The following is a 25,815-nucleotide window of genomic DNA, read 5'->3' as shown; positions in this document are numbered from 1 at the left end:
AAAATCAAGAAAACGTGTCCTGCGCGAGCCGAGGCTCATATTGTGCGCAAGGCCGCGCCGCTGATAGCGTCCGCAAACAGTAGGGGGAGGCTTGTCGGACGGTGCGATTGTTTGTCGTGCTGCATGATATCTGCATTCTGGCGAATGCATGATTTCCAAAAGCAGTGACCCCGCTGATTTTTCTTCAATTGTCTTCGAACGCATAAATCCAGGCGGATGTAGGGGCTTGATGTTGGAAAACGATCTGGAGCGGAAATTCTACTATTCTACCCAAAAACTCATCAAATCATGTGCCATATCCGCCTTGATGTTGGGTCTCGGGATTTTCTCCCTTCAGGCTAAACATCCGCCGCCCCTACTTGTCCTTAGTGGGTGGATCTGCTTGATTGCCGGCGCTTTGATGGCCGCCACAATGGTGCGCCGGTTGGTGATGCGAGCGCCTGCGGTGGTGCTTTCGTCGCAAGGTGTGCAAGTTCCCTATATAAGTAGGCTCGTACCTTGGAACGCGATAACGAAGCTTTCTGAGATATCCGGCAAAAACTTCGTCATTCTGAGGCTGGCCGTCGATCCTGCCTATGCCGCAAGCGTGCCGCGGCGATGGTGTATGCTGCAGCGGGGTAGCAAACTGGCACTGAGTATCCCGATCAGCCAAATCGATACCGCAGGCACGGATATCGCTCAACTTTGCCGTACCTATATGGCGGCGCACCCAACAGCGCTCGATGCGATGGAAGAACAAGGTGGCCGCAGTCTACCATCGTCCGCCACACAGCCGCTTGCTTCCTACGGACTCATCGCGCTGCTGGTTTTGATCTATTGCGCCGAGTTGAAGTTTGCCGTCGATCCCAACCAGGGCGGATCGCCCTCGCTGCAAACCTTGGCCGCGCTCGGCGGCATGTGGCAGCCCTTGATCTTGAACGGCCAGTGGTGGCGGCTGGTCACGGCTACATTGATGCACGCCAGCCTCGTGCATCTCCTCGGCAATAGCTTTGCGCTTTGGCGCGCAGGGCTTTTGTTGGAGGGGTTGGTGGGCCGTCTATGGTTCCTGGCGCTTTTTGCCGCATGCGCGGTGGGCGGAGAGGTGGCTTCGCTGTATATGACCCCGGCCACTGTTGTTGCGGTTGGCGCATCAGGCGGCATTGTCGGCCTTTTTGCCACGGCAATCGTGCTCAGCTTTCATTTCCAATCCAGCGCCAAGCGCAGCCTGATGCAGACGCGCGCGATTTCGATCCTGGTCCCCGCGGTGCTGCCGCTTTTTTCGGGTCCCGATAAAGGCCTGAGGATCGACTATTCCGCCCATATCGGCGGCGCGATAGTGGGCGCCGTGCTCGCTCTGGCGCTGATGTCGTCCTGGTCGCGGGAGCAGGCTCGTCCGCGCTATGCTCGCGCTGCGGGAGTTGTCGCTGGCGTTTTCGCCCTGGTGGCGTTGGGCGCGCTTGTACCGATCTCCCGGACCTATGCCGCCTATCAGACAGAGAGTGGTTTTACAGCCTTCTTCAATGGCCGTTACGACGATGCCGCGCGGCTGTTTAAGCAGCAAAGCGAAATGCCGGGTGCGCAGGTGGCTTATGACGATCTGTGGCGCATCATGGCGATGGGGTATGCAAAAGATCCGGCGTTGCAAACGCAGGCGCAGCAGGCACAAGCCAAACTCACGCCTGCCACTTGGCCCTATCCGATCTTCGATCTGTTCATGGGCGATCTGTCTCCGCAGGCTCTGCAAATGAAAGCCGTCGGCAATGACCAATTGTGCGAGGCCACTTTCTACGGCGCCGAGGAAGATTTGATCGCAGGGCATATCGACGACGCAAAGCCGCTATTGGAGAAGGCGATATCGATATGCCCAAAGACGTTTATCGAACTTGGAGCTGCGGAGTCGGAATTGAAAAGGCTGCAGAAAGACAACGCCGGCTCTTGAAAGTCCGCTGTTTGTCGCGCGGCTCTTATTTGAAGCATGCAGGCCGTCAAAACGATACAAGGCGACGCGAGTGAGCGGTAGCGTCCACTTGCTTTTTGACCAGCCCTACTGCGGGCAAGCACCACTTCCGCAGGGTTCAGTAGCCGGCTTGTGAAGCGAAGGAAATCCTCGCCGCCCGGGATGAGATACCGCTTCATTGGGGGGCTTCTCCGGATCCTTCTTGCGCAGCCCTCGATGACCTTCTCGTGCTCCGCTAGGCGAGCGCCAGAACGCGCGCGACATGCGCGGCGATCGCCAGGCTGGACGTCAGCCCGGGGCTTTCGATGCCGAGCAGATTGACCAGGCCTTCGATGCCATGCGTCGCGCTGTCCTGGATGACGAAGTCGCTGTTGGCGTCGCCGGCTCCGGAGAGCTTTGGGCGGATGCCGCTATAGGCCGGCTGCAGGCTGCCGTCCGCGAGCTGAGGCCAGTATTTGCGGATTGCATCGTAGAAGCGCTCGCCGCGTTCGGGGTCGACGCGGTAGTCGAGCCGGTCGGTCCACTCGACATCCGGCCCGAAACGGGCCGTGCCGCCGAGGTCCAGCGTCAGATGGACGCCGAGCCCTCCGGGCTCGGGCACCGGATAGATCAGCCGCGAGAAGGGCGCGCGCCCGGCCACCGAGAAATAATTGCCCTTGGCGTAGCGGAGTGTGGGCAGCAATTGACGGTCGAAGCCTTCGAGCGAGGCGGCAAGGGCCACCGCGCCGAGTCCGGCCGCGTTGATCAGGCGCGACGTGGCGATTTCGAACTGCTCGCCGCTCGCCGTGTCGGCCGTCCGGAGCAGGATGCGGCCGTCCTCGACAAGGCCTGAAACGACGCGCGTGTTGAGCGAAAGCATCGCGCCTTGTTCCTCGGCATCTCGAAGCAGGGCCAGCATCAGCGCGTGGCTGTCGATGATCCCGGTGGAGGGTGACAGCAGCCCCGCCCTGCAGTGCAGGGCCGGTTCCAGCGCCTGCGTCTGCGCGGTGGAAAGGAAACGCAGGTCGCCGACACCGCAGGCGGCGGCGCTGGCGCGGATGGCGGCCAGCACTGGTTCCTGCGTCTCGTCGGTCGCGACGATAAGCTTGCCGCAGCGCCGGTGCGGGATCGAACGCTCCGCGCAGTAGCGGTAGAGCATCTCACGCCCCTCGACACACAACCGCGCCTTCAGCGAACCCCTTGGGTAGTAGATGCCGGCGTGTATGACCTCCGAATTTCGTGAACTGGTTTCGGTGCCGATGGCGACGGCCGCTTCGAGGATCAGCGTGTCCAGGCCTTGCGCGGCCATGGCGCGCGCAACGGCCAGACCGATGACGCCGGCGCCGGCGACGATGCAATCGACCTGTTCCATGCTCAGTCCATTCTGTTGCGCTAACCGCGCCATTGCAGCCTTTGTCTAGGATCGTATCCACCGCGTTGATCGCGCAAGCCGCGAGACACCATTGGAACTTGCCAATCGCATGGCGCTATCGATCGTGACACAGCGGCTCTTGTGGCCCGACCTCCGGATGGGGCATCAAGCAGCACCAACGCAAGACGGATTTTTCGGACTTCTCAGGAAGCAAGGCGATCCCATTTCGTTTGGACGCCAGACAGGAGCCATCATGGACACCCGACCCAATTCCCCTGAAGCCCGCGATATCCGCTACCATCTGCATGGCTACACCAATGCACGCAAGCATCAGGAAACGGGTCCGCTGGTTATCGAAAAGGGCGATGGCGTCTATGTCGAGGACATTGCCGGCAACCGCTACATCGAGGCGATGGCTGGCCTGTGGAGCGTCGCCGTCGGCTTCTCGGAAAAGCGCCTGGTCGAGGCGGCCACGCGGCAGATGTCGAAGCTGCCCTACTATCACGACTTCGGCTCGAAGGCGCACGCGCCGCTGATCGACCTCGCCGAGAAGCTGGTGCAGATGGCGCCGGTGCCGATGAGCAAGGCCTACTTCACCAATTCCGGCTCCGAAGCCAACGATACGGCCATGAAGATGATCTGGTACCGGTCGAACGCGCTCGGCCAGCCGGCGCGCAAGAAGATCATCAGCCGCAAGCGCGGCTATCACGGCGTCACCATCGCTTCGGCAAGCCTGACCGGGCTGCCGAACAACCATCTTTCCTTCGACCTGCCGATCGCCAACGTGTTGCACACGTCGACGCCGCACCATTGGCGCGACGCCGAGCCGGGCGAGAGCGAGGAGCAGTTCTCCAGCCGTCTCGCCGACGACCTGGAGAAACTGATCCTCGCCGAGGGTCCGGAAACCATCGCCGCCTTTATCGGCGAGCCGATCATGGGCGCCGGCGGCGTCGTCGTTCCGCCCGCCTTCTATTGGGAGAAGATCCAGGCCGTGCTGTCGAAATACGACATCCTGCTCGTTGCCGACGAGGTCATCTGCGGCTTCGGTCGGACCGGCAAGATGTTCGGCTCGCAGACCTTCGGCATCAAGCCCGACATCATGGTTCTGTCGAAGCAGATTTCCTCCTCATATCTGCCGATCTCGGCCCTGCTCATCAACGACAGGGTGTTCGAGCCGATTGCCGACGAAAGCGACCGCATCGGCACTTTCGGACATGGTTTCACCGGCGGCGGTCATCCCGTCGCCGCGGCTGTCGCGCTGGAGAATATCAAGCTGATCGAGGAGCGCGACCTCGTCGGCAATGCGCGCACCGTCGGCTCGCATTTGCAGGCAAGGCTGCGCAGGCTGGCCTCGCATCCGCTGGTCGGCGAGGTGCGCGGCGTTGGCTTGATCGCCGCCGTCGAGCTGGTCGCCGACAAGGCGAACAAGGCGCCATGGGGCAAGCCCGCCGCTCTCGGTGCGCTGGTCAACGGGTTCCTGCAGCAGAATGGCGTCATCTCGCGCAACATGGGCGATGCCATCGCCTTCTGTCCGCCGCTGATCATCACCGAGTCCCAGGTGGATACGCTGGTCGATGCGTTCGAGCGGTCGCTCGACGCCGCCCTGCCTCAGGTTCGGACGCAGGGCTGAAAAACCGTCAGCACCCCCATGCCTTTATGAGCAGGCGCTCATTCTCTTGGTCCGTTCAAGCCTTGTGACGCAGTGGTGATGGCCGGCGCCACATAGGGCGTGTTTGGGTGCGGGTATGTGGCGCCGGCCATCGAACAAAAAATCCGCCGCTCTAATAAGCTACCAGACAATCCGTCGGTGCGGTGGCGTGATCGCGGACTTCTTGCGGCCCGGCGCGCTCTTGTCGTGCACATGACAGAGAGGCCGAGCCTTACCGGCGTTGCCTGAGGAAACGGCAACCGGCTGGCGAAGAAATATATACGCCGGCTGAAATAGGCGGAACACATCCATATGGACGAAGCTGGGTAGCAACCGGATCAACCCGGTGCCGCTTGGGCCTTGGCCTTGACCTCGCTGAAAGCTAGGTCCGGATCGTAGCGATAGGCGGGATTGCGCACCACGCGGTTGACCTCAGCCTCGCCATTCGGCGCCGGCTCTCGCGACTGCCGCGCTTCCAGGTTCCTCAGAAGACTTTAGTTTCAGCTAGCTGCCATTTCGGCAATCGACGACTGGGAAGAATGCCACGCGCCTTGGCGTAGGCTCTGACGAGACCGCGCGCCACTTCTTGGTCCACTTCGCCCCGCATCGCCGCCCTGCAGGCGTTCAACGCCGCGCTGTGCGCAGGTCCCCGCATGTGCGAGGGCATGTCGTTGAGCAGTTCGAAGGCCTCCGCGGCGTCAGAAATCTCCCTGGGAAATCCGAGACCGATAAACATGCTCAGAGGTTTGCTGAATCCCGTTCTCATCTGTTCCTCCCAAGCCATCAGGCATTCATGCAGGGTTGCGTGTTCGGCAAGGTAGCGCTGCCCGACAAAGTAAGACCTTGAAGTCGCCGCGCGACAAATCCGCCATTCCATCGGCAGCGCGTCGCAGCTCTCGGCGAAGTTCACGCATTGTCATCGTCTCACCCCAGCGCGACGCAGCGAAAGCTTGTCGGATTTGGACGGGTCTCCTAAGCCATCCGACGAACAGCCTCTCCTCGATCAACCGTAGACCTGCGCCCGAATGGGGCCGCCTACATCGGACCCTTGGAGCGGGAAGGGCTCCACCTGCCCTTCGGTCTTGTCCAGGTACTGCATCAACGCCGTTACCAGGTGGTAGAAAATGCTCGCGGGGACCTCCGTCGCCACTGACCTCCCGCGCTCGTCAATCCTGTCAACCCACAGGCCAAGCGGTGCCGGATCGATATGCCATCGGAAGAGGCGGGCGACACGAGCTTCGATCTCGGGTTTCAGATCAGGCCCGCCAATGCCGTCAAGGGCGATGGCCGCCTTGACGGCCTCGCATTGCGGCCAACTGCGAGAGAGCCGGTCGAAGGGGATTCCCTGCCGTGACACGGCCGCATAAGCCAGACCGGTGGCCCTGTTCAACCCGCTGGCGATCGCCGACGAATAGAGCTTCCTTGCGTAGACTGCCAAGTCCTTCTGCCCGCTTGCCCGCGCGAAGTCGACGAGGAGCGAGGCCCATTCGAAATGGTGCCCCGGTTCGGTCCATTGTCCATCGTCTCCAGGCAGCGGCAGCCAGTCGACGTCGAAGCGTTCGCCAAGCGTCCAGCTATCCTGGTCGAAGAAATGGCTCCGGAAGAGATCGATGATGCGTGCCGCCCGACGCAGATAGGCGCGGTCGCCGGTGACGCCATACCAGGCAAGGAAGGATTCCAGCATGTGCATATGCGGGTTCGAGAACCGCACCCCGTTCCAGCCAGGGCTCTCGAGGAAGCCGTTCAAGCAGCCGTCCTCGAGATGGGTGTCGATGAAATGAAATGTCTCTTGAGCAAGCCGCAAGGCATCCCGATCGCCGCATCGATGAGCATGGGCAAGCGCCAGGAGCACGCAGGAATGGTCGTAGGCGTCCTCCACCGGGTCGGCCACGCTGCCGTTGGAATTGAGGGTGCGAACCCAGCCGCCGCGGTCGGTGCGGCCGAATTTCGCGATGAAGTCGATGCCATGGCTGATGAGCCTGTCGGCCGGTCCGGCCCAGCCGCGTTCCTTGGCTACCGCGAAAGCGTAGATCTGGCGAGCCATCGTCCGTATGCGCTTGGGTTTGCCCAACGGCCGTGCATCGAAACCGAGAGCCTCGTGAAAGCCGCCATGCACTTCGTCGACACCTGCAGTGGACCACAGCGGCAGGGTCTCGTTGAAGAGCCAGTGCTCGACGCGCTTTCGCCATGATCCGCTGATGATGACGCGGTCTTCCGACGCCGTGAACTTCGTCTCGAGGCGTCCGCTCTTCTCTAACTGTTCGACAACTTTCTTCACGTTCTGGCTGTGGGTGACGGGAGCGACGAATACCGCGTCCGGGGTCGCCACCACCGCCACATCCTTCATTCCGATGACGGTCAACAGCCTGCCCTGGCTTCTGAGGTAGGAGCTGCCGCAATCCATGGCGACGACGTCGCCCATCACGACATTTCCGTCGCGGTCTGTCGGGCTGGCTTCGAGCAGCGATTGCCACGAACCAAGGTCATTCCATCGGAAGGAAGCCGTGACCATCGCGATACCGCATGCATGCTCCATGATCGCATAGTCGATCGATGTCGACGGGACGGTCGAGTAGAAGCCCTGAGGCAAATAGATGCCTGAGACGTCGGCCCGTGCGGTCTTGTAGGCCCGTTCCGCAGCGTCCCAGATGTCCGGCCGGAGGTCGAGAAATGCCTTCCGCATCGTGTCGGCACGAAACAGGAAGATGCCGGCGTTCCAGTAGAATCTTCCCGAAGACACATATTTGCGGGCCGTCTCGACATTGGGCTTTTCGACAAAGTGGGAAACGGCGGCTACTCCGTCACCATTTGCCGCAGCCTTAACCTTTATGTAGCCGTACCCTGTTTCGGGATGCGTCGGTTTGATGCCGAAGACGACTATGCTTCCTGAATCTGCGGCAGGCATGCCCGCTTCGACGGTTTCCCAGAATTGCCTTTCGGTCGATATCTCATGGTCGGAGGGGACTACGAGTACAAGCGTGTCGCCGCCATGTTTGGAGATTGTCTGCAGGGTGGCTATTGCGACCGCCGCGGCTGTATTTCGTCCAATGGGCTCGAAGATCGGTCTGCCGCCGTTCAGGCCGAGCGCACCGATATCCGAAATGACGCGGTCGGCATGCCGTTCCGAGGCTATCAGGTAGATCGGCGTCCCACCGTCCGACCGCGCCTTGAGGCGCCGAACAGTTTTTGCAAGCATGGAGCCGTCGCCCGAAAAGTCATGGAATTGCTTGGGATTGTCTTCGCGCGAGAGCGGCCACAGCCGCGATCCGACGCCCCCGCTCATGACAAAACTTACGATCCGGTCCGGCATGGTCCAGTTCCTCTCAGAATGTCCGGTTGTAGGCTCCGACCTCTGGATTGGGGCGCGGCACGGCATCGAGTGCCTCGAGCATCTCGCGACGTCGCTCCGGCGAGAGCACTGGTTTCGAGGCGAATGTGTTCGGTCTGGCTTGGCCGACTACGTTCAGGACCACGGTTTCCCCTCCGCACTGCGGGTGCCGATCCTAGCACGCAGCCGTGCCCAGGACCCCTTGATGAATTGGAGGTAGCCCTAACGCCCCGGTTCTCACCCATTTATCCAACGGGACCATGTCCGCCGACGGAGAGGGGTGTCTGGTGCGTCCTGCTTTGGCGCCGACGACAAGGGTGGGCTGCGAAATTAGCGCTGACCGCGTTCAGTTTCGCAAGAGGGTCGACGAAAGGCGTTTCGGACGCCTGGCTAGCTCCGGCAAACAGCCGTTCACCGCTCGTGCAGCGATTCCTGCTTGGTTTTCGCCAGCGGCGAGAGAAAGTAGCCGATGATACTGCGCGTGCCAGTCTTGATCTCGACCGTCACCGCCATACCCGGACCGAGCTTGACGAGCTTGTCATCCACCTGCATGTCCGTACGGTCAAGTGAAACGCGCGTGGCATACTGCAGTTCCTGATCTCTCGGCTCACTGTCGCTCGCGCGGTCGTTCGACGCGCTCTGCTGCCTGTCGCCTACTATGGCGTCAGATGACACGCTAAGCACTTCACCATGAAGAAGCCCGTAGCGGGTGAAGTTGAATGTGTCGACCTTGACTTCCGCTTTCTGTCCCGGATGGACGAATCCGATGTCTCGGTTGGAGAGCATGGCCTCGATCTCGAGATGGCTCTCGCTCGGAACCACCACGGCGAGCGGCTGAGCAGGCGTCACCACACCTCCCACCGTATGAACGGCGAGTTGTTGCACAACGCCATCGACCGGCGCGGTCAATTGTTGGAGCTTCGTGCGCCGCTCTGCCTTGATCACCTCCTGCCCGGCGCTTGCAGCTCTCTGCTCGGCTTTCGCGAGCGCCTCATAGGTCGCGCGCCGGTACTCCGCGGCGGTCTTTTCTTTCGTTTCCTTTAGCAACGCGATGGCTGCGTCGGCTTCGCGCAGCCGGCTCTGCTGCAGGTTGAGATCCTGCTGAAGGCCGACCAGTTCCTGATACTCGGAGAGATAGACGACCTTCGAAGCGAGTGCCTTGTCGACGAGCTGCTTTTGAATGTCGACCCGCTCCTGCAGCAGCGGTATCGTCGCCTCGAGCTTGGCGCCGCTTGCCAAAGTGGTCGATCGTTCCGCTTCTTTCTGGGTTTTCTCGCGATCGATCTCGGCGAGCTTGGTGTTCTGTTCGGCGAGCTGGCTGGCAAGAAACTGACGGTGCATCTCGATCTCCGCCGCGCTCGCGCCCTGCGGCGGCCGGAAGGCCGCAAGCGGATCATCCGCGAGCGCCGCGCGCAGCCGTGCGGCGTCGAGTTCGGCCGAAAGGAGATCGCTTTTCTCGCGCTCCTGGTCGGCATCCGTCATGGTCGGGTCGAGCTCGATCAGGACGTCGCCGGCCTTCACGCTCTGTCCATCGCGTACGTTGATGGCGCGGACGACGCCCGTGTCGAATGGCTGGATCAGCTTGGTGCGCCCGTCTGGCACGATCTTGCCCGTCGCGGTTGCGACGATATCGACGCTGCCCAGCGACGCCCATGCCAGCGCGAAGCAGAAGACCGCGATGATACTCGCGCCGATGGCGCGCCCGATCGGCGACGGCGGCGATTCGGTGATTTCGAGCGCCGCCGGCAGGAACGCAACTTCGTGCTCGTGGCGACGAAGATTGACTTTCGGAAACTCGACGATGTTTTGGCTAGCGGACTTCATGAATGCCGGCCTGCAGATAGTGGAGGTTTGCGTAACGCCCGTTCGAGCGGATCAAGTCATCATGTGTGCCGTCCTCGACGATGCGGCCATGCTCGATCGTGATGATCCGGTTCGCGTGACGCACGGTCGAGAGCCGATGAGCGATGACGAAGACGGTTCGACCGGCAGAGATTCGTGTCATGTTCTGCTGAATGGCTCGCTCGCTTTCGTAGTCCAGGGCGCTGGTCGCCTCATCGAGGATGAGGATGCGCGGATCGGTAATGAGTGCCCGCGCGATTGCGACGCGCTGGCGCTGTCCGCCGGAAAGACTGCTGCCGCGTTCACCCACGACAGTGTCATAGCCCTCGGGCAACTCCAGGATGAAATCGTGAGCGCCAGCGAGCGACGCCGCTGCAACGACGCGCTCCATAGGCATAGCCGGATCAGCGAGCGCGATGTTTTCGCGAATGGATCGGTTGAAGAGCACGTTCTCTTGCAGGACGACTCCGATCTGGCGTCGAAGCCAGGTCAGGTCGACCATCGCCAGATCGACGCCATCGACCAGCACGCGTCCGCTTTCCGGCACATAGAGCCGCTGTATCAGCTTGGCGATGGTGCTCTTGCCGGAGCCCGAGGAGCCCACGATGCCGATGACCTGACCGGGCTCGACGCTGAACGACACGTCGTGCAGCACCTCGGGGCCGTCGACTCGGTAGCGGAAAGTCGCATGCTCGAATGTCACCCGTCCGCGGATCGCCGGCAATGCGGCGCGGCCAGGACTGAGGCTTGGCTCGGGAATGGTGTTGAGGATATCGCCGAGACGATCGATCGACAGCCGGGCCTGATGGAAATCCTGCCAAATCTGCGCGAGCCGCAGCACCGGCATGCTTACGCGCGATGCCAGCATATTGAATGCGACGAGTTCGCCGACGGTCAGGTCGCCGCCGATCACGAGCTTGGCACCGAAGTACAGGGTTGCGGCGACGACCAGCTTGTTTATCAGCTGCACCGCCTGGCTCGCCGTATTGTTCAGGCTGAGCACGCGGAAGCTCGCGGTCACATAGGCGGCGAGCTGCTCCTCCCAGCGGCGCTGCATCTGCGGCTCGACCGCCATGGCCTTCAGCGTCTCGACGCCCGTGACGGTCTCGACCAGGAAAGCTTGATTCTCCGAGCCGCGATCGAACTTCTCATCAAGGCGCCGGCGAAACAGCGGCGCAACTCCCGCAGAAATGCCGATGTAGAATGGGAACGACGCCAGAACGATCAGCGTCAACGAAGTCGTGTAGTAGAACATCACCGCGAGGAAAACGACGGTGAAGAGGAGATCGATGACAAGCGTGAGCGCCGAGCTCGTCAGGAACTGGCGGATATTCTCGAGCTCGCGGACGCGCGCGACCGAATCCCCGACGCGGCGTGTCTGGAAATATGCGATCGGCAACGCCATCAGGTGACGAAACAGCCGGGCGCCGAGCTCGACGTCGATGCGGTTCGTCGTATGCGCGAACAGATAGACGCGCAGCGTGCCGAGAACAGTTTCAAAAACGGTCAGCGCGACGAGACCGGTGACCAGAACGTCGAGCGTGCTCATGCTTCGATGCACGAGCACTTTGTCGATGATCACCTGGAAGAATAGCGGTGAGAGAAGGGCAAAAACCTGAAGGAAGAATGACGCGATCAGCACTTCGCTGAGAAGATGGCGATACTTGTGGACTGCGCCGAGAAACCAGCCGATATCGAACCGTCGAGAGAGGTCCGTCAGGGCCGCGCGCCGGGTCATCAGGATGATGTCGCCGTCCCAGATGGCCTCAAGTTCGGCCTGAGTCATTGTAATGGGTTGCGGCGATGACGGGCGCTGAACGAGGAGCTTGTCGTCGACGACTTTGCCGAGGATCAGGAATCCACCGTCCCGAAGCACGGCGATTCCCGGCAACGGAGTAACCGCAAGCCGACTCCACTTCGTCCTCTGTGATTGAGCTTTGAGTCCGAAGTCTTTTGCACAGCGCAGGACTTCGGTAACACCCATGCGCGCCGCGCCCATCCGATGCCGGATTTGGTCCGGGTCGGCCGCGATGCCATGGCAACGCAGCAATATCGCCAAGGCGATGAGCCCTGAGTCGTCGTCGCTCTCAGATGCGGTGCTCGTCGCCTCGACGGCCGTATCGCGTCGATCGGCGAAACGCGGACGCATCACGCTATCGCGGGCGCGCCGCAGCAGATCACGTCCGCGGATACCCACGCCAACAAGGGCATGAAGCGCCCGCTGCGCGACGTTGTGTGATCCGGCCAGGATTAAACGGCCGTCCCAGATTGCTTCCAATTCCGCGCGCGTGATCCGCTTCGGCCCCGACGAGTTTGGATGCAGCACAACCGCGCTGTTGTCGTCGACCTTTGCGAGAAGCAGAAATCCGCCATCCTGCAACGAAGCGATACCGGGCAACCGAACGCTCGAAAGTCGTTTCCAATGTGCCTTGCGCGCGCCGACCTTAAGCCCGAGCTCGCGGGCGCAGCGAAGCATCGCGCGGATGCCGATTGCACCGCCGTCGCCACAGCGATCGCGGATCTGGTCGGGCTTGGCGTCTACGCCATGAAAGCGCAGGAACAGAGCCAGGGCCCGAAGTCCATGGTCTGCTGCGTGGGCATTCTCGTTCTGCATCGCCATTTTGGCCTAACCCTTCGCGGATATACGTCCGCGTTCGATCCCCCCAGCACTCACAAACTTGACGGTGCCGCACCCAGGAGCTGAAGCCCCTGGGTGCGGAAACGATCAACGGCGTGGTGTGGTCAGGTACGATTCCTGATTCCAGCTGGCTCCATTCGACAAGGAAGCCACGATCTGACCGGCATCGACCCGGCCGGAGTTGCTGGCCAGATACTGGTTCAGCAGCGCAAAACTCTGGCTTGCCAGGGACGCCCTGGACGTGCCGGTCGCAACCGGATGATCCGCCGTGGCAAGGTTATGCGGCGCCCAGGTCTTAGCGGCGCCGGCGACCAGGTCCCTATGCTTGTGCAGCAGCTCAAAGCCCCGGGTTGCCAAAGACCCTAGCGACGTTGTGGTGGCTGCAGGGCGAGGATCCGTTACGGCGATGGTCTGCGGCGAGGCTGTCGCGACGGCGCCGGTGACGGGGTCCTTGGCCGTTGCCGTCAGCGTCAGTGTCGCCACGGGATGTGCCGCGCCCCTGTAGTTCGATTGCAGCGTCAATCCGCTGTCGACCTGCGCGGCCGTCAAGGTGATGCTCTTGCCACTAAACGTCTTACCATCGAGTTTGTCGGTGATCGTCTCGTACATAGGCAAACCGGTCACCTTCACGGTCACGACATCGTTGGGGTCGGTCGTTGTCACCTTGACCCCGAGGTCAACCGTACCGCCGAGCCCGTTCACGTTGAGCGTTGGATCCGCGATGGTGAGGACCGGCGCGATCGATGACGGGGTCGTGGGGGTCGTTGGGGTGGTTGGGGTGGTGGGCGTGGTTGGGATCGTTGGGGCTGTCGATGACGTCGCGATCTGGAGACCGGAGAAGGTCTTCACTGCGCCCGCAAGATTCGCAGCGACACCGCTTGCGTCCTTGATGCTCGCACCGTTCGTCAGATTGACCCCGGTGATGGCGAGCGCCGAGGTATTGGTGTCCGTCGATGCGACGGTTGTGCGGAAGTTGAGCGCGCTCGTTCCGGAGCCGCCGACATAGGTGGCGGTCGCGCCATTGTTGAGCGATAGGGTCGGCGTGCCCGACACCTTCACGGCCTCGTTGAAGCCGAGTGTAAGCGTGACCGTGTCACCGACGTGCTCGGTGCCGGTTCCCGGTGAGGCTGTGGCCTGCGTCACCGCCGGCAAGACCGGATCGATCTGCAGCCCGGAGAACGTCTTCACCGCGCCCGAGAGGTTCGCCGCAACACCGGATGCATCCTTGATGCTCGCGCCGCTCGGAAGATTGACCCCGGTGATGGCGAGTGCCGAGGTATCCTTGTCGGTCGAAGCGACCGTGGTGCGGAAGGTGAGTGAGCTGGTGCCCGAGCCACTGACATAGCTGGCCGTTCCGCCATCATTGAGCGACAGTGCGGGCGTGCCGGTGACGGTCACGGCCTTGTTGAAGGCGACCGTCAATGTGATGGCATCGCCGGCATGCTCGATTCCCGTTGCCGGTGAAGCGGCGACCTGCGTCACCGCCGGCTGGATCGTTGGCGTCGTCGGGGGCTGGGTCGATGATGTTGTCGAGGGAGTGACGTTGGCACCCGTGACGGTGTCTCCGCTGCCCGCCCTTTGATAAAGCTGGATCGCATCGACCTGCATCTGCATCGACGATGGGGTCGAACTGTCGAGAGTCGTGTGCCATCCCGATGTGTTGGAATTCGCGACCTGGTTGTCCAGGATCAATTCCATCGGTTCATTCGGGATCGGCACCTGCGCGCTGGTCACTTGCGCCATCTGTTTCCCGTCAAGATACCAGGTGATCGATTTACCGGGCACCCAGTCGATGGCGTAGGTGTGAAAGCCCGCCGTGAGGTCGATGCCGGTGTCGACCACGCCGCCGACCGTCCCCGATGGCGTGTGAAGGTGCCAGGAGAACGCCTGGTTGGCCGGTCCCGAGCCGGTGTATCCACCCTCCTGCATATCGATCTCGAAATTGTCGCCGCTGCTGCCTGCGCCTTTGCCGGGCATCAGCCAGAGGCCCGGCCATGCGCCGTCGCCGCTCGGCGCCTTCATGCTGATCTGAAGGTAGCCGCCATTGAATTCGAAGTTGCCATAGCTGCTGACCGCGCCGGACGTGATCGGGAATGTCTGCACGGTCCCCTGATTCAGGCCCGTGACGGGCTGCTTGATTGCCGTGAGATTCAACAGCCCGTTGCTTACGGTGGCCTGGCTCGGCATGAAGTAGTCGGCATCATACGGCCCGCCTACTCCGCTTCCTCCTGATCCATAGCTGTTCCACGCCCAGCCGTTGGCGGCATTGCTGGTGATGTAGTTATGCCAATCGCTGTCGAGCGCCGTACCGGAGAAGTTTTCCTCGTAGACGAGGTCGCCAGAGGCAAAGCCTGCGGGTGCGGAAAGAGTCATTCAGGGATCCTCTTTGGCGTTGAAAACAGGGAATTCCACTGCCGCGCATCGCCAAGGCGCGCGACGTGTCGCATGCTCGCAGCTGGCACCGCGAACGGATTTCAAGTGGCGGAGATTTGGAAGTCCTCGCCCCAGACGTGATTGTCGAGCGAGCCTAACGTTGATCTCGCCATCGGAGGCGAGTGTTGTCGACGGGAATGCCTGTCAGGCCTTCGCCATTGAACCCATAAAGGGTGTTGCTGACAACGCGCGCAAGATGTTCGACGGTTCGAGCCGCAACCGAATTTAAGTTGAGCGCATCTCTCCCGGCGGACGATCCGCCGAGCTTGCTGTCTAGTATAGGCACAGTAGTTCCTTAGTTAATTGCGTCTTTTTTGTTTTTCATTTCACCCGCGCCCCTAAGTAAAACACAGGCATTTCCGCACATTTACTTATTCGCCCACATCGTCTTGTACCTACTGAATTGATCATTCGAGGACGATGTACGAAACCCAGCCGGACCTTACCACGGTTTGCGGCGAGAATGAGGCTTGGTTAACGCTTATTAACACTTTCCTAATATAACTTATTAACACATTCTAATATCGAAAGTGATCGAGCGGCCGCGCCGAGACAGCCTTCCAGACGTCCCTACGAAACCGTGTCCGTCGGCCGAAATGTTGCTCTGGCTTGGACGCCAGTCGGTCCGAGCGGGTCGTTCGCATATGAGGTCATCGAGAAGCACGTCCGGGATGACTTCCGCTACTGCGTGGCGGACGGGTCGTCGAGTCTGTTGGGGCTGCCGGCGACTTTGCCGTTTTCGCGAGGTCGCCTTGCGGCGTTGACGACGTTCCTACACGTGTTGCTGAGCGAAGTCGCCGGCGGCATGGCGGCGATGTCCGCATCATTCGCTTTCAATGATCGAAGGTGCAAGGCTGGCACCGTCATCGAGCGCAGTCTCAGCGGCACTGGACCGGCCGTTCAATCGCTACGCCAATGTGCCTGTATCGGGATCATATTTTCAAGATCTGAATCGCGCCAAGACGTGCATCCGTGTCCAAGGGGCAAGTGCGATCGCTTAAGCGGCTTGTTCAAATGGCTGGAACGTGGCGCTACGGCACGAGGGTGCTTTGTCGCCGCGGGACGGCCCCGCGGTTTGTCAATTTTGAACCGCGCAACCAGTCGCCAAAGCTCCACCTCGTGGCCGTCGGCAAACCGCCTGGCGTGCTCTTTGGCCGTAGTGTCGTCGATGCAGGCAAGGCTGACCCCGCCCATGAATTGGCCGCGTTCGTCCAGAACATAGAACAGATAATGCTGCATCGCTTGTCCCGACCTGCAACAACACTCTAACAGTCAGCCTCGCTGTGGAACGGCGAGAGTTTGGTTCCTACGAGTTACCCGCGATGGGCCGCGTGCCTGAAAATCTCGATGGAGCCGGCGCCGCCAGTCAACACGGCCATCTCAGAGATTTTCCGCACCGGCCGAACCGGCTTCCCTACAAGGCCTGCATCGGCGCTGGCTATGCTCTCCAAGCTCGGACCTGCGATAGCAAATGCTGTGACAAAGCTTCGGCGGCCCCGCCGAGGCGCGTCGTGGCGTAGGCGAACGCAGTAAGGGCAAAGCCCGCCATGATCGCCCCGGCCCGCCGGGCGGCGCCGACCTTGCCGTGCATGGCCGCCTTCAGGTCGCTCGCCACGGCGCGCGGCAGCACCTTTTGGACGTAGCGCCATTCGGCTCCAAGCCCGTCTTTGGACCCTGCGAGACCCGTCAACACCGCCTTGGCTGTGCCTTCGACAAGGCAGCGGTGGACGAAGTATTTCCACGTAGTGCGCTGGATCGGCACAGCGTGGAGCACATGCGCCGCTGGCCGATACGCCCAATAGCCCCCGGGGTATAGGCCGGCGGCCCGGATGCAGAATTCCGTCTCCTCACAGCTCTCGGCCTTGCCGCCGATCCTTGCTCGGCCGCTGACGGAGAATCCGAGCTTGCGGCGCCCGAGATCCGGCGCGAATCCACCGGCGCGCCGCAGTACGTCGGCGCGCACCGACATGTTAGCCCCGATCGGGTTGCGGATGCGCCCGTCCCGCACGTGCATACCGGCGTAAGTGCAGCCCACGACCCAGTGGAACTCGCCGGGAAACCAGGAGGGTGGCGGCACTTGCCACAGCGGCTCAACCGGGCCGCCGGCGCCCAACACTGCTGGATCCCGATAAGCCTCCAACAGCTCCTCCAGCCAGTGCGGGTTGGCGACGGCGTCATCATCGATGAAGGCGATCACCGGGGCCGTGGTGTATTCCGCTCCTGTCATGCGCCCGCCTGACAAGCCGGGTTGCCTGGCATTGGCGAGGACGGTGACGCCCGCAATCTCGCGCGCGGCGCGCTCTAGCAAGGCCTCGTTGTTGTCCACGACCACGACGATTTCACGTGGGGCACGCGTTTGGGTACGGACGGACACGACCGCACGCTTCAACTCCTCCCAGCGGTCGAGAGTGTGCGCGCAGATTACAACGGAGGCTTCGGTCATGGGGCTTCCCGCGCGATTTCTGAGGCCAGGCGAGTCTCGCGGGTCTGCGCCGCCCGGGCCGTCGCGGCTTTGAGGATGTTCCAGATCACGCTTCCATCATTGCGGATATCGAACTGGTCGTGTTCGTCGGCGGGATAGCGTCCGCTGTCCTGCTGCGACACCAGCCGCCACACGATCCAGCCAGCGCATTTGGGATCGCGGGTAAGCGTATCGAGCCATTTGGCGTAAGCATCGGCGGAGTTCCGATTTGAGCGGGCATAGCCGAATTCCTCCAGAAGGACCGGCTTCTTGGCGCGGGCTCCCGACTGGCAGAACTCGGTGATCATGTCGTTAAATTGCTGGACGGTGAGGTTGGTGTAGAGCGGGTAGCCGTGCCAGGTCTCGAAATCGAGGGTCGGGATGGTCAAATCGGCTAACTTCGGGTCGACAATGTTGGCATTCCCTGAGCTGACAAGGTGATTGGAATCGAGGGACTTCACGTAGGCCGACATTTCGGCAGTCCAGCTCAACCGCAAGGCCAATGGCTGCGCATTGCCTTCGTTGATCAACTCCCAAGCCATGATGGTCGGGTCGTCCCGGTAGGCAAGTCCGGTGAGCGGGTTGACACGCTGCACGACGTGGCGGACCCAGGTCCGGTAGTCCTGCTTCGTGCGCGGGTCATTGAAGAAAAACGTGGACTCGTCGCTGCTTCCATACCAGGCCCGCATCTGCTGGGCGCCACCCGTGTAGGCCCAGAAATCTACGACAGCGATGATCAGCCTCAGGTGCCGCTTGCCGGCCTCGGCGATAAGGAAATCGACCTTCTGCATGCCGTTGGCGCCGTCATTGATTGCCATCCCGTTTTGACTCGGATCCCAGTAGAGCAGGTACGTGCCCTTGACCGCGAGATTGCTGGCTTCGCCTTCAAGGCGCCAATCCCAGATCGTGGGGACGCTTCCATCGACCGACCCGATCACCGGCTGGAGGAAGGTGCGGACCACATTGGCGCCCATCGCCACCGCGTCATCGAGAACGCGGGTGACCTCAACCTGCGAACCGTAGGTCAGATAGTGGTTGTTTGCGCCGGTCACGAAGAACGGCTTGCCGTCCAACGTGAAATTCGTTCCGGAAGTCTTGATGAAGGACATTGCCGATGGCTTGTCCACGGTGCTCGCGATTGCCAGAACGGACACGAACGCCAACGCAAGACCACACAGCCACGCATTGCGCAGTCCGTATTTCGCCCGTTGCCAGTCGACAGTCATCCCCCCACGTGACCCTTGCCGGTGGCACAGCGCAAGAGCCCCAGAAGGACTACCCCTTCTGGCCTCGCACAGGCCGCCATCGATCGGGCATAGTGGTGCTTGGCCGGTTACGGTCGGTCGCTTAAGTGGACCCGTGCTGTCAGACATCTCCCAGTCAAGTTGTTCGGCTCCCCACATGGCGAGTCTCCGCAACCTCGGTAGGTGGAAACGACCCTCGCGCCACAGGGCGCGCTGCGGCTTTCCATCTGCTGCCCTTGGCCCGCGGGCCCGCGGCAAAGTCCAGGTTAGGCGGTTCGTCTGAGGTGGTTCTAGTGGAAGCCGTAGGCTGGCGTCCTTTTGAAATCCGAGAGCAAACAATGCGCATTTGCCTGAGTCTCGATCCGTCCCGGCTACTGCGGTGGCACCTCTGGCTGGCAGAAGCGCTTGCTGAAGTGCCCGGCAACGAAGTCTTCTGCGCCTTGGCGGCCGGTCGCCGGCCGCTGCCGTTAGTTTGCCGTTTGGCGCTCGAACTCGAACGACTGGTCTACGGCTTTCGCGGGAAGGGCGCCATCGACCCCGTCGAGGCGGCGCTGCGCTGCCTGCCGCCGCCTCCAGCCGGCCAAGTGGATGTGGTGATCGATTTGAGCGGGTCGGAATCGCTCCCGGCGGCGCGGCGCGTACTCACCCCGGTCTTCAATGGCGCACCCGGCGAGATCGGTGTCGTAGCGGCCTGGGTGAATCATCAGGATCTTCTCGTCGACCTGCATGACACGGCGCGGCCGTTGCGACCGTGGACGGCGCGCCCGGCCAGTGCAGACCGTCGCGTGTTGGCATCGAGGCTCGACAGCGCCCTTTCCTGCGCTGTGCCGCTGATCCTCAAAGCCCTGTGCGAGGAAACCGGTTCAACTGCGTCTGGCATCCCCGGTCCATGGTCGGCAGTACCTTCGTTTGGCGCGCTTTCGGCGCTCGCAAGGGCGACCGGCACGGTTGCATCGAAGGCGATCGGGTTTTTGGACGTCCTGGCGAGGGGCGGCAGGATGTGGGGGATTGGCTGGCGCTTCGACGAATCGGCGAGCCTGCTCGACAAAGGCGAAGCAGCCTTCCGGGTGCTCACCGGCAATGCCGACAGCTACCTTGCCGACCCGTTCCCATTCCGGCACCAGGGGCAGGATTTCATCTTTGTCGAGCAGTACCTCTACTCGACGAACCGGGGGTGCATTGCGGTCGTGGCCGTGAACCGGGACGGGACAGCCGGTGCATCCCGGATCGTTGTGGAGGAACCGCATCACCTCTCGTACCCGTTCGTGTTCGAGCAGAATGGTCAGATCTGGATGATCCCTGAATCAGGGGAGGCCAGGAATGTCTGCCTCTACAGGGCAGTGGAGTTCCCCTACCGGTGGACACGGGAGGCCTGCCTCATGGAAGGCATTGAAGGCTACGACACCACGCCGCTCTGGCATGAGGACCGCTTTTGGTTTTTCGTCAGCCCAAGGCTGTGGAGGTCCACGTCCTGGGATGCCTTGAGCCTCTACCATGCCGAGAGCCTGACCGGCTCTTGGACGCCCCATGCCGCCAACCCAGTCCTGATCGATGCCGGGCTCAGCCGCCCTGCAGGCGCCGTGATCCGACACGGCGGACGCGCGCTACGCCCGGTCCAGGATTGCACGCGCGGCTATGGCGGCGCCGTAACGTTCTGCCAGATCGATGCGCTCGGCGCGTCGGAGTTTGCCCAGACCCCGGTCGGTCGCATTTGGTCCGAAACGTTGGGATGTCACACCTACAACCGCCGGTCTGGCTTGGAGGTGATCGACCTGTTCGGGCATGTCCGCGGGTTGCGAGAGGTCACGACCTCGTATCGGGGACTGGCACCCAACGCGCCGGTCTCGGGACCGCATGGGGTCTCGGGGCCGTGTGGGCAGTTCCTCTCCTGGCCGGTCTCACATCCGGGTTAGCTACCAGCAGCAAAGGCGGTCGAGTGCAAGGTGCGGTCGCTGCCGCACTATCCGCGCTGGCGGTATGGGCTGGAAGTAACCCGAAGGGATACCCCAGAAGAGCTAATCATCTATTGTTTCTTCCTAATCATCCATTGTCCTTCCATTTCAGATATTCACCGGTAATGCTCGTATAATAACCAAAGCTCTAAGGGGGCCATAAGCGCACCGATCTTCTTTCATCTCATCTTCATTTCACTACGGCTGGGAGCCCTCATATGGTTGGATCAAGCACATCCTCGGATGTGGCGGTCATTGGAGTTGGCCCTTGCGGCTTGTCGCTGGCAGCGCACTGCCATGAATGAGCGCCTCCCCAGCAAACTCGCCCACGTCGGTGCCGTGTCGCCGCCCGACCCGATTGATTTTGCCCTGCAGCGAGCACTGACTCTGCCCCGAGTGAGCTTCATCGTCCCGACGCTCAATGAAGCCGAGAACCTCCCCTGGCTGCTGCCTCGCATCCCCAGCTGGGCGCATGAGATCATTATCGTGGATGGTCGTTCGACTGACGATACGGTCGCGGTCGCGCGCCGCCTGCGCGCGGACGTGAAGGTTGTCATGGAGCCCCGCCGGGGCAAGGGCGCTGCACTGCAAGCAGGATTCAGGGCCGCCACAGGCGACATCATCGTCATGCTGGACGCTGACGGCTCCATGGTGCCGGAGCAGGCGATCGTCTTTGTCAGTGCGCTGATGGCCGGCGCGGATCTCGTCAAGGGTTCACGCTTTATCCAGGGCGCCGGTACCGACGACATGTCGTTGTTCCGGATGTTCGGCAACAGGGGGCTGACCCTGTTCGTGCGGCTGCTCTATGGCGGTTGGTTCTCCGATCTATGCTACGGATACATAGCCTTCTGGACCAAGCACGTCGGCACGCTGAATTGCGACTGCGATGGCTTCGAGATAGAGACCCTCATCAACGTACGGGCATTGAAGAACCACCTCAATATCGTCGAGGTGGCGAGTTTCGAGGCTCCGCGCATCAGCGGTGAGAGCCATTTGCGGGCAATCCCGGACGGCTGGCGCGTCCTCAAGACCATCGTGCGTGAGAGGGTTCACCAACAGCACAGGCGAGGCGTGACAGCCTGTGATGACGGCGGGTAGGCCTGATGCGAATCCTGATGGTTGCGGCTCGCTGCTACCCCTATATGGGCGGCACTGAAACTCACATCCAGGAGGTCGGTCCCCGCTTGGTCGCGCGTGGCCACGCGGTCGATGTGCTCACTACCGATCCCTCGGGGGAACTGCCGGTTGAGGAGGAGGTGCGCGGCATGCGTGTGCGGCGCGTGCCGGCCTGGCCAAGGGAACTGGACCTCTATGTGGCACCTGGCATTTATACCGCGATCCGGCGCGGCGCTTGGGATCTGGTCCACTTCCAGGGTTACAGCAGTTTCGTGGTGCCGATCGGACTGCTTGCGGTCATCCGCGGGCACCTGCCGTTCGTCCTGACCTTCCACAGCGGCGGACATTCCTCCCGGCTGCGCAACGCCATACGCAGCACCCAGCATGCGCTGCTCCGGCCGCTGGTAGCCCGGGCCGCGCGGCTGATCGGCGTCTCTGAATTCGAAGCCGATTTCTTCAGCGCGAGGATGGGCGTGCCGCGGGAGCGGTTTGTCGTTATCCCCAACGGCGCCGCGATGCCGGCTCCGAGCCCCGGCGTCAAGGTCGATCCGCACCTGATCGTCTCGAGCGGCAGGCTGGAGCGCTACAAAGGCCATCATCGGGCGATCGCGGCCTTGCCCGAATTGATCCGCCGGGTACCGGACGTGCGGCTGCACATCGTCGGTACAGGGCCGTACGAGAGAGAATTGCGGCGCCTCGTCGCCACGCTCGGCCTCGAGAAGCGGGTCACAATTGCGGGTATCCCCGGATCCGAGCGGCAGAAAATGGCAGACCTGCTGGCGAGTGCCGCGCTTTTCGTGCTGTTCAGCGAGTACGAAGCCCATCCGGTCGCCGTGATGGAAGCCCTGTCGCTGCGCCGTCCGGTCCTCGTCAGCGACACGTCCGGTCTGCGGGAGCTGGCCGCCAATGGCCTGTGCCGGGCGATTTCGTGCAACGCCGGTCCGGGGGAACTGGCCGCCGCCATGGCCGAGGAACTGGAGGGCCATCGGGAGGTGCCGGATTTGGCGCTGCCCGACTGGGATGCCTGCGCGCAAATGCTGAGCGACGTCTATTGCGATGTCCTGAGCAGCCGATCCCCGGTCCGATTGGCTCCCGGCGGCGTGATCTCGTGGCCTCCTGCGACGGGGGCATGAGGCTGATGATTTCGGCTCATTTCACCGTGGGAGCCAGGATCAACCCGCTCCGGGCCGGAATACGGTTCGTGTCGGCCGTGATCGGACCTGACCTTCGCGGCGGGAGCGCCGATGCCCCGCTGCAACGGGCCAACTCCGGATGGATCGCGGTTCTGTGCCTGACAGTCGCGACGGCTCTGCTGCTGGTCGTGGCCGGGCACGCCGCCGGGCGTCGGGACTATGACGTGGCGCCGCTGTTCTTCTGGTCCGGTGTCGTCCTCTTGGTAGTCCCGACCAGCCTTCGCATCGCCTGGCCGACAACAGCCCGGGGTGAGCGCCTGTTCCTCCTGTTCCTGCTTGCCGAAGCTTTCTTGTACTGCAAGACAGTTTATTCCCCGACGAGCTTCGGCGGCTACGACGAGTTCTTGCACTGGATCGCGGCCCAGGATCTCATCACCGCCCGCCGGTTGTTCCTGTCAAACCCGCTTTTACCGATCGGGCCGACGTATCCCGCTCTGGAAATCCTGGCGACGGCGATCGTCAATCTGACGGGATTGCCATTGTTTGTGGCGGGGGCGCTATTGTTGGCCGTCCTCAAGGGCACGTTCGTCGGTGCCCTGTTTCTGTTCCTTGAAAGCATCGCCGGATCGCCGCGTATCTCGGCCATCGCCTGTCTGGCCTATATGGGCTGCTCAACCTTTTTCCTGTTCGACTCGATGTTCTCCTACCAGAGCCTCGGCATCGTGCTGTGCGTGCTGACCTTCGCTGTCGAAGCAGCGTCCAGGGATCTCGTCGGGCGACCGAGGTTGAAGTCGCTCGGGCTGATTGCGTTGCTGCTGGCAAGCCTCGCGGTCACCCATCACCTCTCGGCCGCCTTCGCCGCCATCTATTTTGGAGCGCTGGCGGCCCTCGAGGCTTGGCGCAGGCACGACCCCTTGCGGATCAAGACCAGCACCGCGGTGGGCCTCGCGGCGATCCTCGCCATAGCCCTGCCGTCGCTGTGGGTGCAGGCCCGTGGCATCCCTCTCACAGGCTATCTCGGCCCGGTGGTCGAAACCGGCTTCAAGACATTGCTCGGAAAGATCCTGGGCGCGCCCACTCCACCGTCAGAGCACCTCGGAGTGCCGGACAAGGCCCTCTATATGCGGCTGACCACCTTGCTCGCGCTCCTGCTGGTGGCACTCGGACTGGCAACGGGATTCTTTCGGTCGCTGGCCATGGCAGCGCCTGGTGGTACGCGGTCCGGTTGGCGTGCGATCCAGGACATTCTCAAACGCCGCTGGCACGACAGCCGCATCATACTCCTCACCTTGTTGGCCTTCGGGTTTCCGGTCTCGGTGGGCTTCCGGTTGACCAGCGCCGGATGGGAAATCGGCAACCGCATGGGAACGTTCGTGTTCATCGGCGTCGGGCTGGTCGTCGCGGTGAGCGTCGTCCACTTCTGGGAGGGGCGCACGCCACGCGGGTTGCGCCGCGTCGCTCCGGCCGTTGCTCTGGCGGTCATCGTCCTGGGCGGCGTCATGAGCTCTACGCTCAATCCGATCCATGGGCGCTACAGGGTGGCCGCCGATCAGGAGTCGATCGAACCGATGGGGATCGAAACGGCACGCTGGACCAAGGAATGGCTCGGTGCCGGCAACCGCTTCACCACCGACCGCATCAACCGCCTTCTGCTTGCGGGCTACGGCCGGCAGGACGTCAGGGTCGCAGTCGTCCAAGGCATCGATGCCGCGCTCTTATTCGAGGCCGAGACATTAGGGCCCGACGAGTTTTGGGCCTTGACGAGAAGCGATATCGATTTCCTGCTGATTGACCTGCGCCTGACCACGGCTCCGCCGGTGCTCGGCTTTTACTTTCAGCCTTGGCAAGCGCGGCGGACAACGCCGCTCTCGGGCGCGGCGCTGCTCAAGTTCAATGACGTCAAGGGCGTCGCCCGCATCTACGACAACGGCTGGATCGTCATCTATGACGTGAGGGGATTGCGTGAAAACTCGTAGCAAGCGGGACCTTCTGGCCGCGTGCCTGTGGGCGGGGGCCGCGGTGGCGGCCGTTGCGGCCAGCGACAGCGTGCTCCTCCGTACTGTCCTGGGCGCGCCCATGGTGTTCCTCGTCTCTGGCCACACGGTGCTGCGGGCCATTGGCGTCAGGACCACCTGCGCGTCGCAACACCTCGTCTACGCGGTCGGAGCAAGCCTCGCCGCCGGCATCGCCGGGGGCTTTGCCCTGAATGCCGCAGGCTTCCTTACGCCGCTCGGCTGGGCGCTGTGGTTCTGGGTGGTGACGGCCGCCGCAGCGCTGGTGGCCGCCATCCGACGCGACACTCCCGATCTGCCAGCCTGGCCGGCTCTGGTGCCGCTGCGGCTTTGGCAAGGGGCTGCGGTCATGCTGGCGGTACTTGTGGCGACCGGAGCCTATGCGCTGGCCGTCCGGGACGAAGCGGACCACCGGGAATTCAAATACACGGAGTTCTGGTTGTTGCCCTGGGCCAGCGGCGGGTCCGGCCGGATCACCGTCGGCATCAGGAGTGGCGAGACCCAACCTCAGCGATTCGACCTGGAAATCACTCTTGATGGGCAACCGTTCGCCGTTTTCCGATCGGTCGCCGTCGCGCCGGGCGACACCTGGACGCAAGAAATCCCGGTGCCCGCCTTGGCAACTCGCCAGACGGCCGAGGCGCGGCTCTATCGACCGGAGGATAACCGGCTCTATCGCAGGGTTTCGACGCTGGTGCCGCGCATCTGAAATGAGGTTCGA

At 62.3% G+C, this 25,815-nt stretch carries 16 protein-coding genes; 7 read left to right on the top strand and 9 right to left on the bottom strand.

Annotation, left to right across the window (positions count from 1 at the left end):
• The first annotated feature begins 148 nt into the window (after positions 1–148).
• Positions 149–1,918, top strand: coding sequence for a rhomboid family intramembrane serine protease (locus tag JG743_RS25195; protein WP_202293600.1), 1,770 nt, complete (start codon positions 149–151; stop codon positions 1,916–1,918).
• 253 nt (positions 1,919–2,171) lie between these two features.
• Here JG743_RS25195 and JG743_RS25190 read toward each other — a convergent pair whose 3' ends face one another.
• Positions 2,172–3,287, bottom strand: a complete 1,116-nt coding sequence (locus JG743_RS25190; RefSeq protein ID WP_202293598.1) for an NAD(P)/FAD-dependent oxidoreductase — start codon at positions 3,285–3,287, stop codon at positions 2,172–2,174.
• Positions 3,288–3,540: 253 nt separating this feature from the next.
• Between JG743_RS25190 and JG743_RS25185 the strand changes: the two genes are divergently transcribed.
• Entirely contained in the window at positions 3,541–4,917 is a 1,377-nt protein-coding gene (locus JG743_RS25185) for an aspartate aminotransferase family protein (RefSeq protein ID WP_202293596.1), read from the top strand.
• A 502-nt stretch (positions 4,918–5,419) separates the two neighbouring features.
• On the opposite strand, the gene JG743_RS25180 is transcribed toward JG743_RS25185, so the two are convergent.
• The 8 genes from JG743_RS25180 to JG743_RS25145 form a co-directional block, all read right to left on the bottom strand.
• Positions 5,420–5,845, bottom strand: a complete 426-nt coding sequence (locus JG743_RS25180) for a DUF982 domain-containing protein (protein WP_202293594.1) — start codon at positions 5,843–5,845, stop codon at positions 5,420–5,422.
• Positions 5,846–5,938: 93 nt separating this feature from the next.
• Entirely contained in the window at positions 5,939–8,245 is a 2,307-nt protein-coding gene (locus tag JG743_RS25175; protein WP_202293592.1) for an AGE family epimerase/isomerase, read from the bottom strand.
• Between the two features lie 13 nt (positions 8,246–8,258).
• Positions 8,259–8,408 carry a hypothetical protein gene (locus JG743_RS25170; protein ID WP_202303175.1) on the bottom strand — a complete coding sequence of 50 codons (150 nt, stop codon included), beginning with the start codon at positions 8,406–8,408 and terminating at the stop codon, positions 8,259–8,261.
• Positions 8,409–8,674: 266 nt separating this feature from the next.
• Positions 8,675–10,087, bottom strand: a complete 1,413-nt coding sequence (locus JG743_RS25165; RefSeq protein ID WP_202293590.1) for an HlyD family type I secretion periplasmic adaptor subunit — start codon at positions 10,085–10,087, stop codon at positions 8,675–8,677.
• Positions 10,074–12,725, bottom strand: a complete 2,652-nt coding sequence (locus JG743_RS25160) for a type I secretion system permease/ATPase (RefSeq protein ID WP_202293588.1) — start codon at positions 12,723–12,725, stop codon at positions 10,074–10,076. The genes JG743_RS25165 and JG743_RS25160 overlap by 14 nt, the downstream gene beginning before the upstream one ends.
• Before the next feature lie 105 nt (positions 12,726–12,830).
• Positions 12,831–15,116, bottom strand: a complete 2,286-nt coding sequence (locus tag JG743_RS25155) for a glycoside hydrolase family 16 protein (RefSeq protein WP_202293586.1) — start codon at positions 15,114–15,116, stop codon at positions 12,831–12,833.
• 1,498 nt (positions 15,117–16,614) lie between these two features.
• Positions 16,615–17,619 (bottom strand): glycosyltransferase family 2 protein, encoded by a 1,005-nt coding sequence (locus JG743_RS25150; protein ID WP_202293584.1) that lies wholly within the window; start codon positions 17,617–17,619, stop codon positions 16,615–16,617.
• Complete coding sequence (locus JG743_RS25145) at positions 17,616–18,863, bottom strand: glycoside hydrolase 5 family protein (RefSeq protein ID WP_244672908.1); 1,248 nt, start codon at positions 18,861–18,863, stop codon at positions 17,616–17,618. Before JG743_RS25145 ends, JG743_RS25150 begins: the two co-directional genes overlap by 4 nt.
• A gap of 356 nt (positions 18,864–19,219) precedes the next feature.
• On the opposite strand from JG743_RS25145, the gene JG743_RS25140 reads away from it, so the two are divergent.
• The 5 genes from JG743_RS25140 (at position 19,220) to JG743_RS25120 (ending at position 25,803) form a co-directional block, all read left to right on the top strand.
• The gene (locus JG743_RS25140) at positions 19,220–20,794 is read left to right on the top strand and encodes a glucosamine inositolphosphorylceramide transferase family protein (RefSeq protein WP_202293583.1); all 1,575 of its coding nucleotides are present in this window, start codon (positions 19,220–19,222) and stop codon (positions 20,792–20,794) included.
• A gap of 336 nt (positions 20,795–21,130) precedes the next feature.
• Positions 21,131–21,931 (top strand): glycosyltransferase family 2 protein, encoded by an 801-nt coding sequence (locus tag JG743_RS25135; protein WP_202293581.1) that lies wholly within the window; start codon positions 21,131–21,133, stop codon positions 21,929–21,931.
• A gap of 5 nt (positions 21,932–21,936) precedes the next feature.
• Positions 21,937–23,082, top strand: a complete 1,146-nt coding sequence (locus tag JG743_RS25130) for a glycosyltransferase family 4 protein (RefSeq protein ID WP_202293579.1) — start codon at positions 21,937–21,939, stop codon at positions 23,080–23,082.
• Positions 23,079–25,058, top strand: a complete 1,980-nt coding sequence (locus tag JG743_RS25125; protein ID WP_202293577.1) for a hypothetical protein — start codon at positions 23,079–23,081, stop codon at positions 25,056–25,058. The genes JG743_RS25130 and JG743_RS25125 overlap by 4 nt, the downstream gene beginning before the upstream one ends.
• Positions 25,045–25,803, top strand: a complete 759-nt coding sequence (locus JG743_RS25120; RefSeq protein WP_202293575.1) for a hypothetical protein — start codon at positions 25,045–25,047, stop codon at positions 25,801–25,803. Before JG743_RS25125 ends, JG743_RS25120 begins: the two co-directional genes overlap by 14 nt.
• Positions 25,804–25,815 lie beyond the last annotated feature (12 nt).

The sequence above is a fragment of the Mesorhizobium sp. 131-2-1 genome, assembly GCF_016756535.1.
Classification (GTDB): domain Bacteria; phylum Pseudomonadota; class Alphaproteobacteria; order Rhizobiales; family Rhizobiaceae; genus Mesorhizobium.
Note: the sequence above shows the minus strand (reverse complement) of the source record. Positions and strands in the feature narration are given on the sequence as shown.

Coding starts and splice junctions, on each gene's coding strand:
- JG743_RS25175 (WP_202293592.1), bottom strand. CDS start 8,245: ATGCCGGACCGGATCGTAAGTTTTGTCATGAGCGGGGGCGTCGGATCG.
- JG743_RS25160 (WP_202293588.1), bottom strand. CDS start 12,725: ATGGCGATGCAGAACGAGAATGCCCACGCAGCAGACCATGGACTTCGG.
- JG743_RS25165 (WP_202293590.1), bottom strand. CDS start 10,087: ATGAAGTCCGCTAGCCAAAACATCGTCGAGTTTCCGAAAGTCAATCTT.
- JG743_RS25150 (WP_202293584.1), bottom strand. CDS start 17,619: ATGACCGAAGCCTCCGTTGTAATCTGCGCGCACACTCTCGACCGCTGG.
- JG743_RS25140 (WP_202293583.1), top strand. CDS start 19,220: ATGCGCATTTGCCTGAGTCTCGATCCGTCCCGGCTACTGCGGTGGCAC.
- JG743_RS25190 (WP_202293598.1), bottom strand. CDS start 3,287: ATGGAACAGGTCGATTGCATCGTCGCCGGCGCCGGCGTCATCGGTCTG.
- JG743_RS25125 (WP_202293577.1), top strand. CDS start 23,079: ATGAGGCTGATGATTTCGGCTCATTTCACCGTGGGAGCCAGGATCAAC.
- JG743_RS25135 (WP_202293581.1), top strand. CDS start 21,131: ATGAATGAGCGCCTCCCCAGCAAACTCGCCCACGTCGGTGCCGTGTCG.
- JG743_RS25195 (WP_202293600.1), top strand. CDS start 149: ATGATTTCCAAAAGCAGTGACCCCGCTGATTTTTCTTCAATTGTCTTC.
- JG743_RS25145 (WP_244672908.1), bottom strand. CDS start 18,863: ATGACTGTCGACTGGCAACGGGCGAAATACGGACTGCGCAATGCGTGG.
- JG743_RS25130 (WP_202293579.1), top strand. CDS start 21,937: ATGCGAATCCTGATGGTTGCGGCTCGCTGCTACCCCTATATGGGCGGC.
- JG743_RS25155 (WP_202293586.1), bottom strand. CDS start 15,116: ATGACTCTTTCCGCACCCGCAGGCTTTGCCTCTGGCGACCTCGTCTAC.
- JG743_RS25185 (WP_202293596.1), top strand. CDS start 3,541: ATGGACACCCGACCCAATTCCCCTGAAGCCCGCGATATCCGCTACCAT.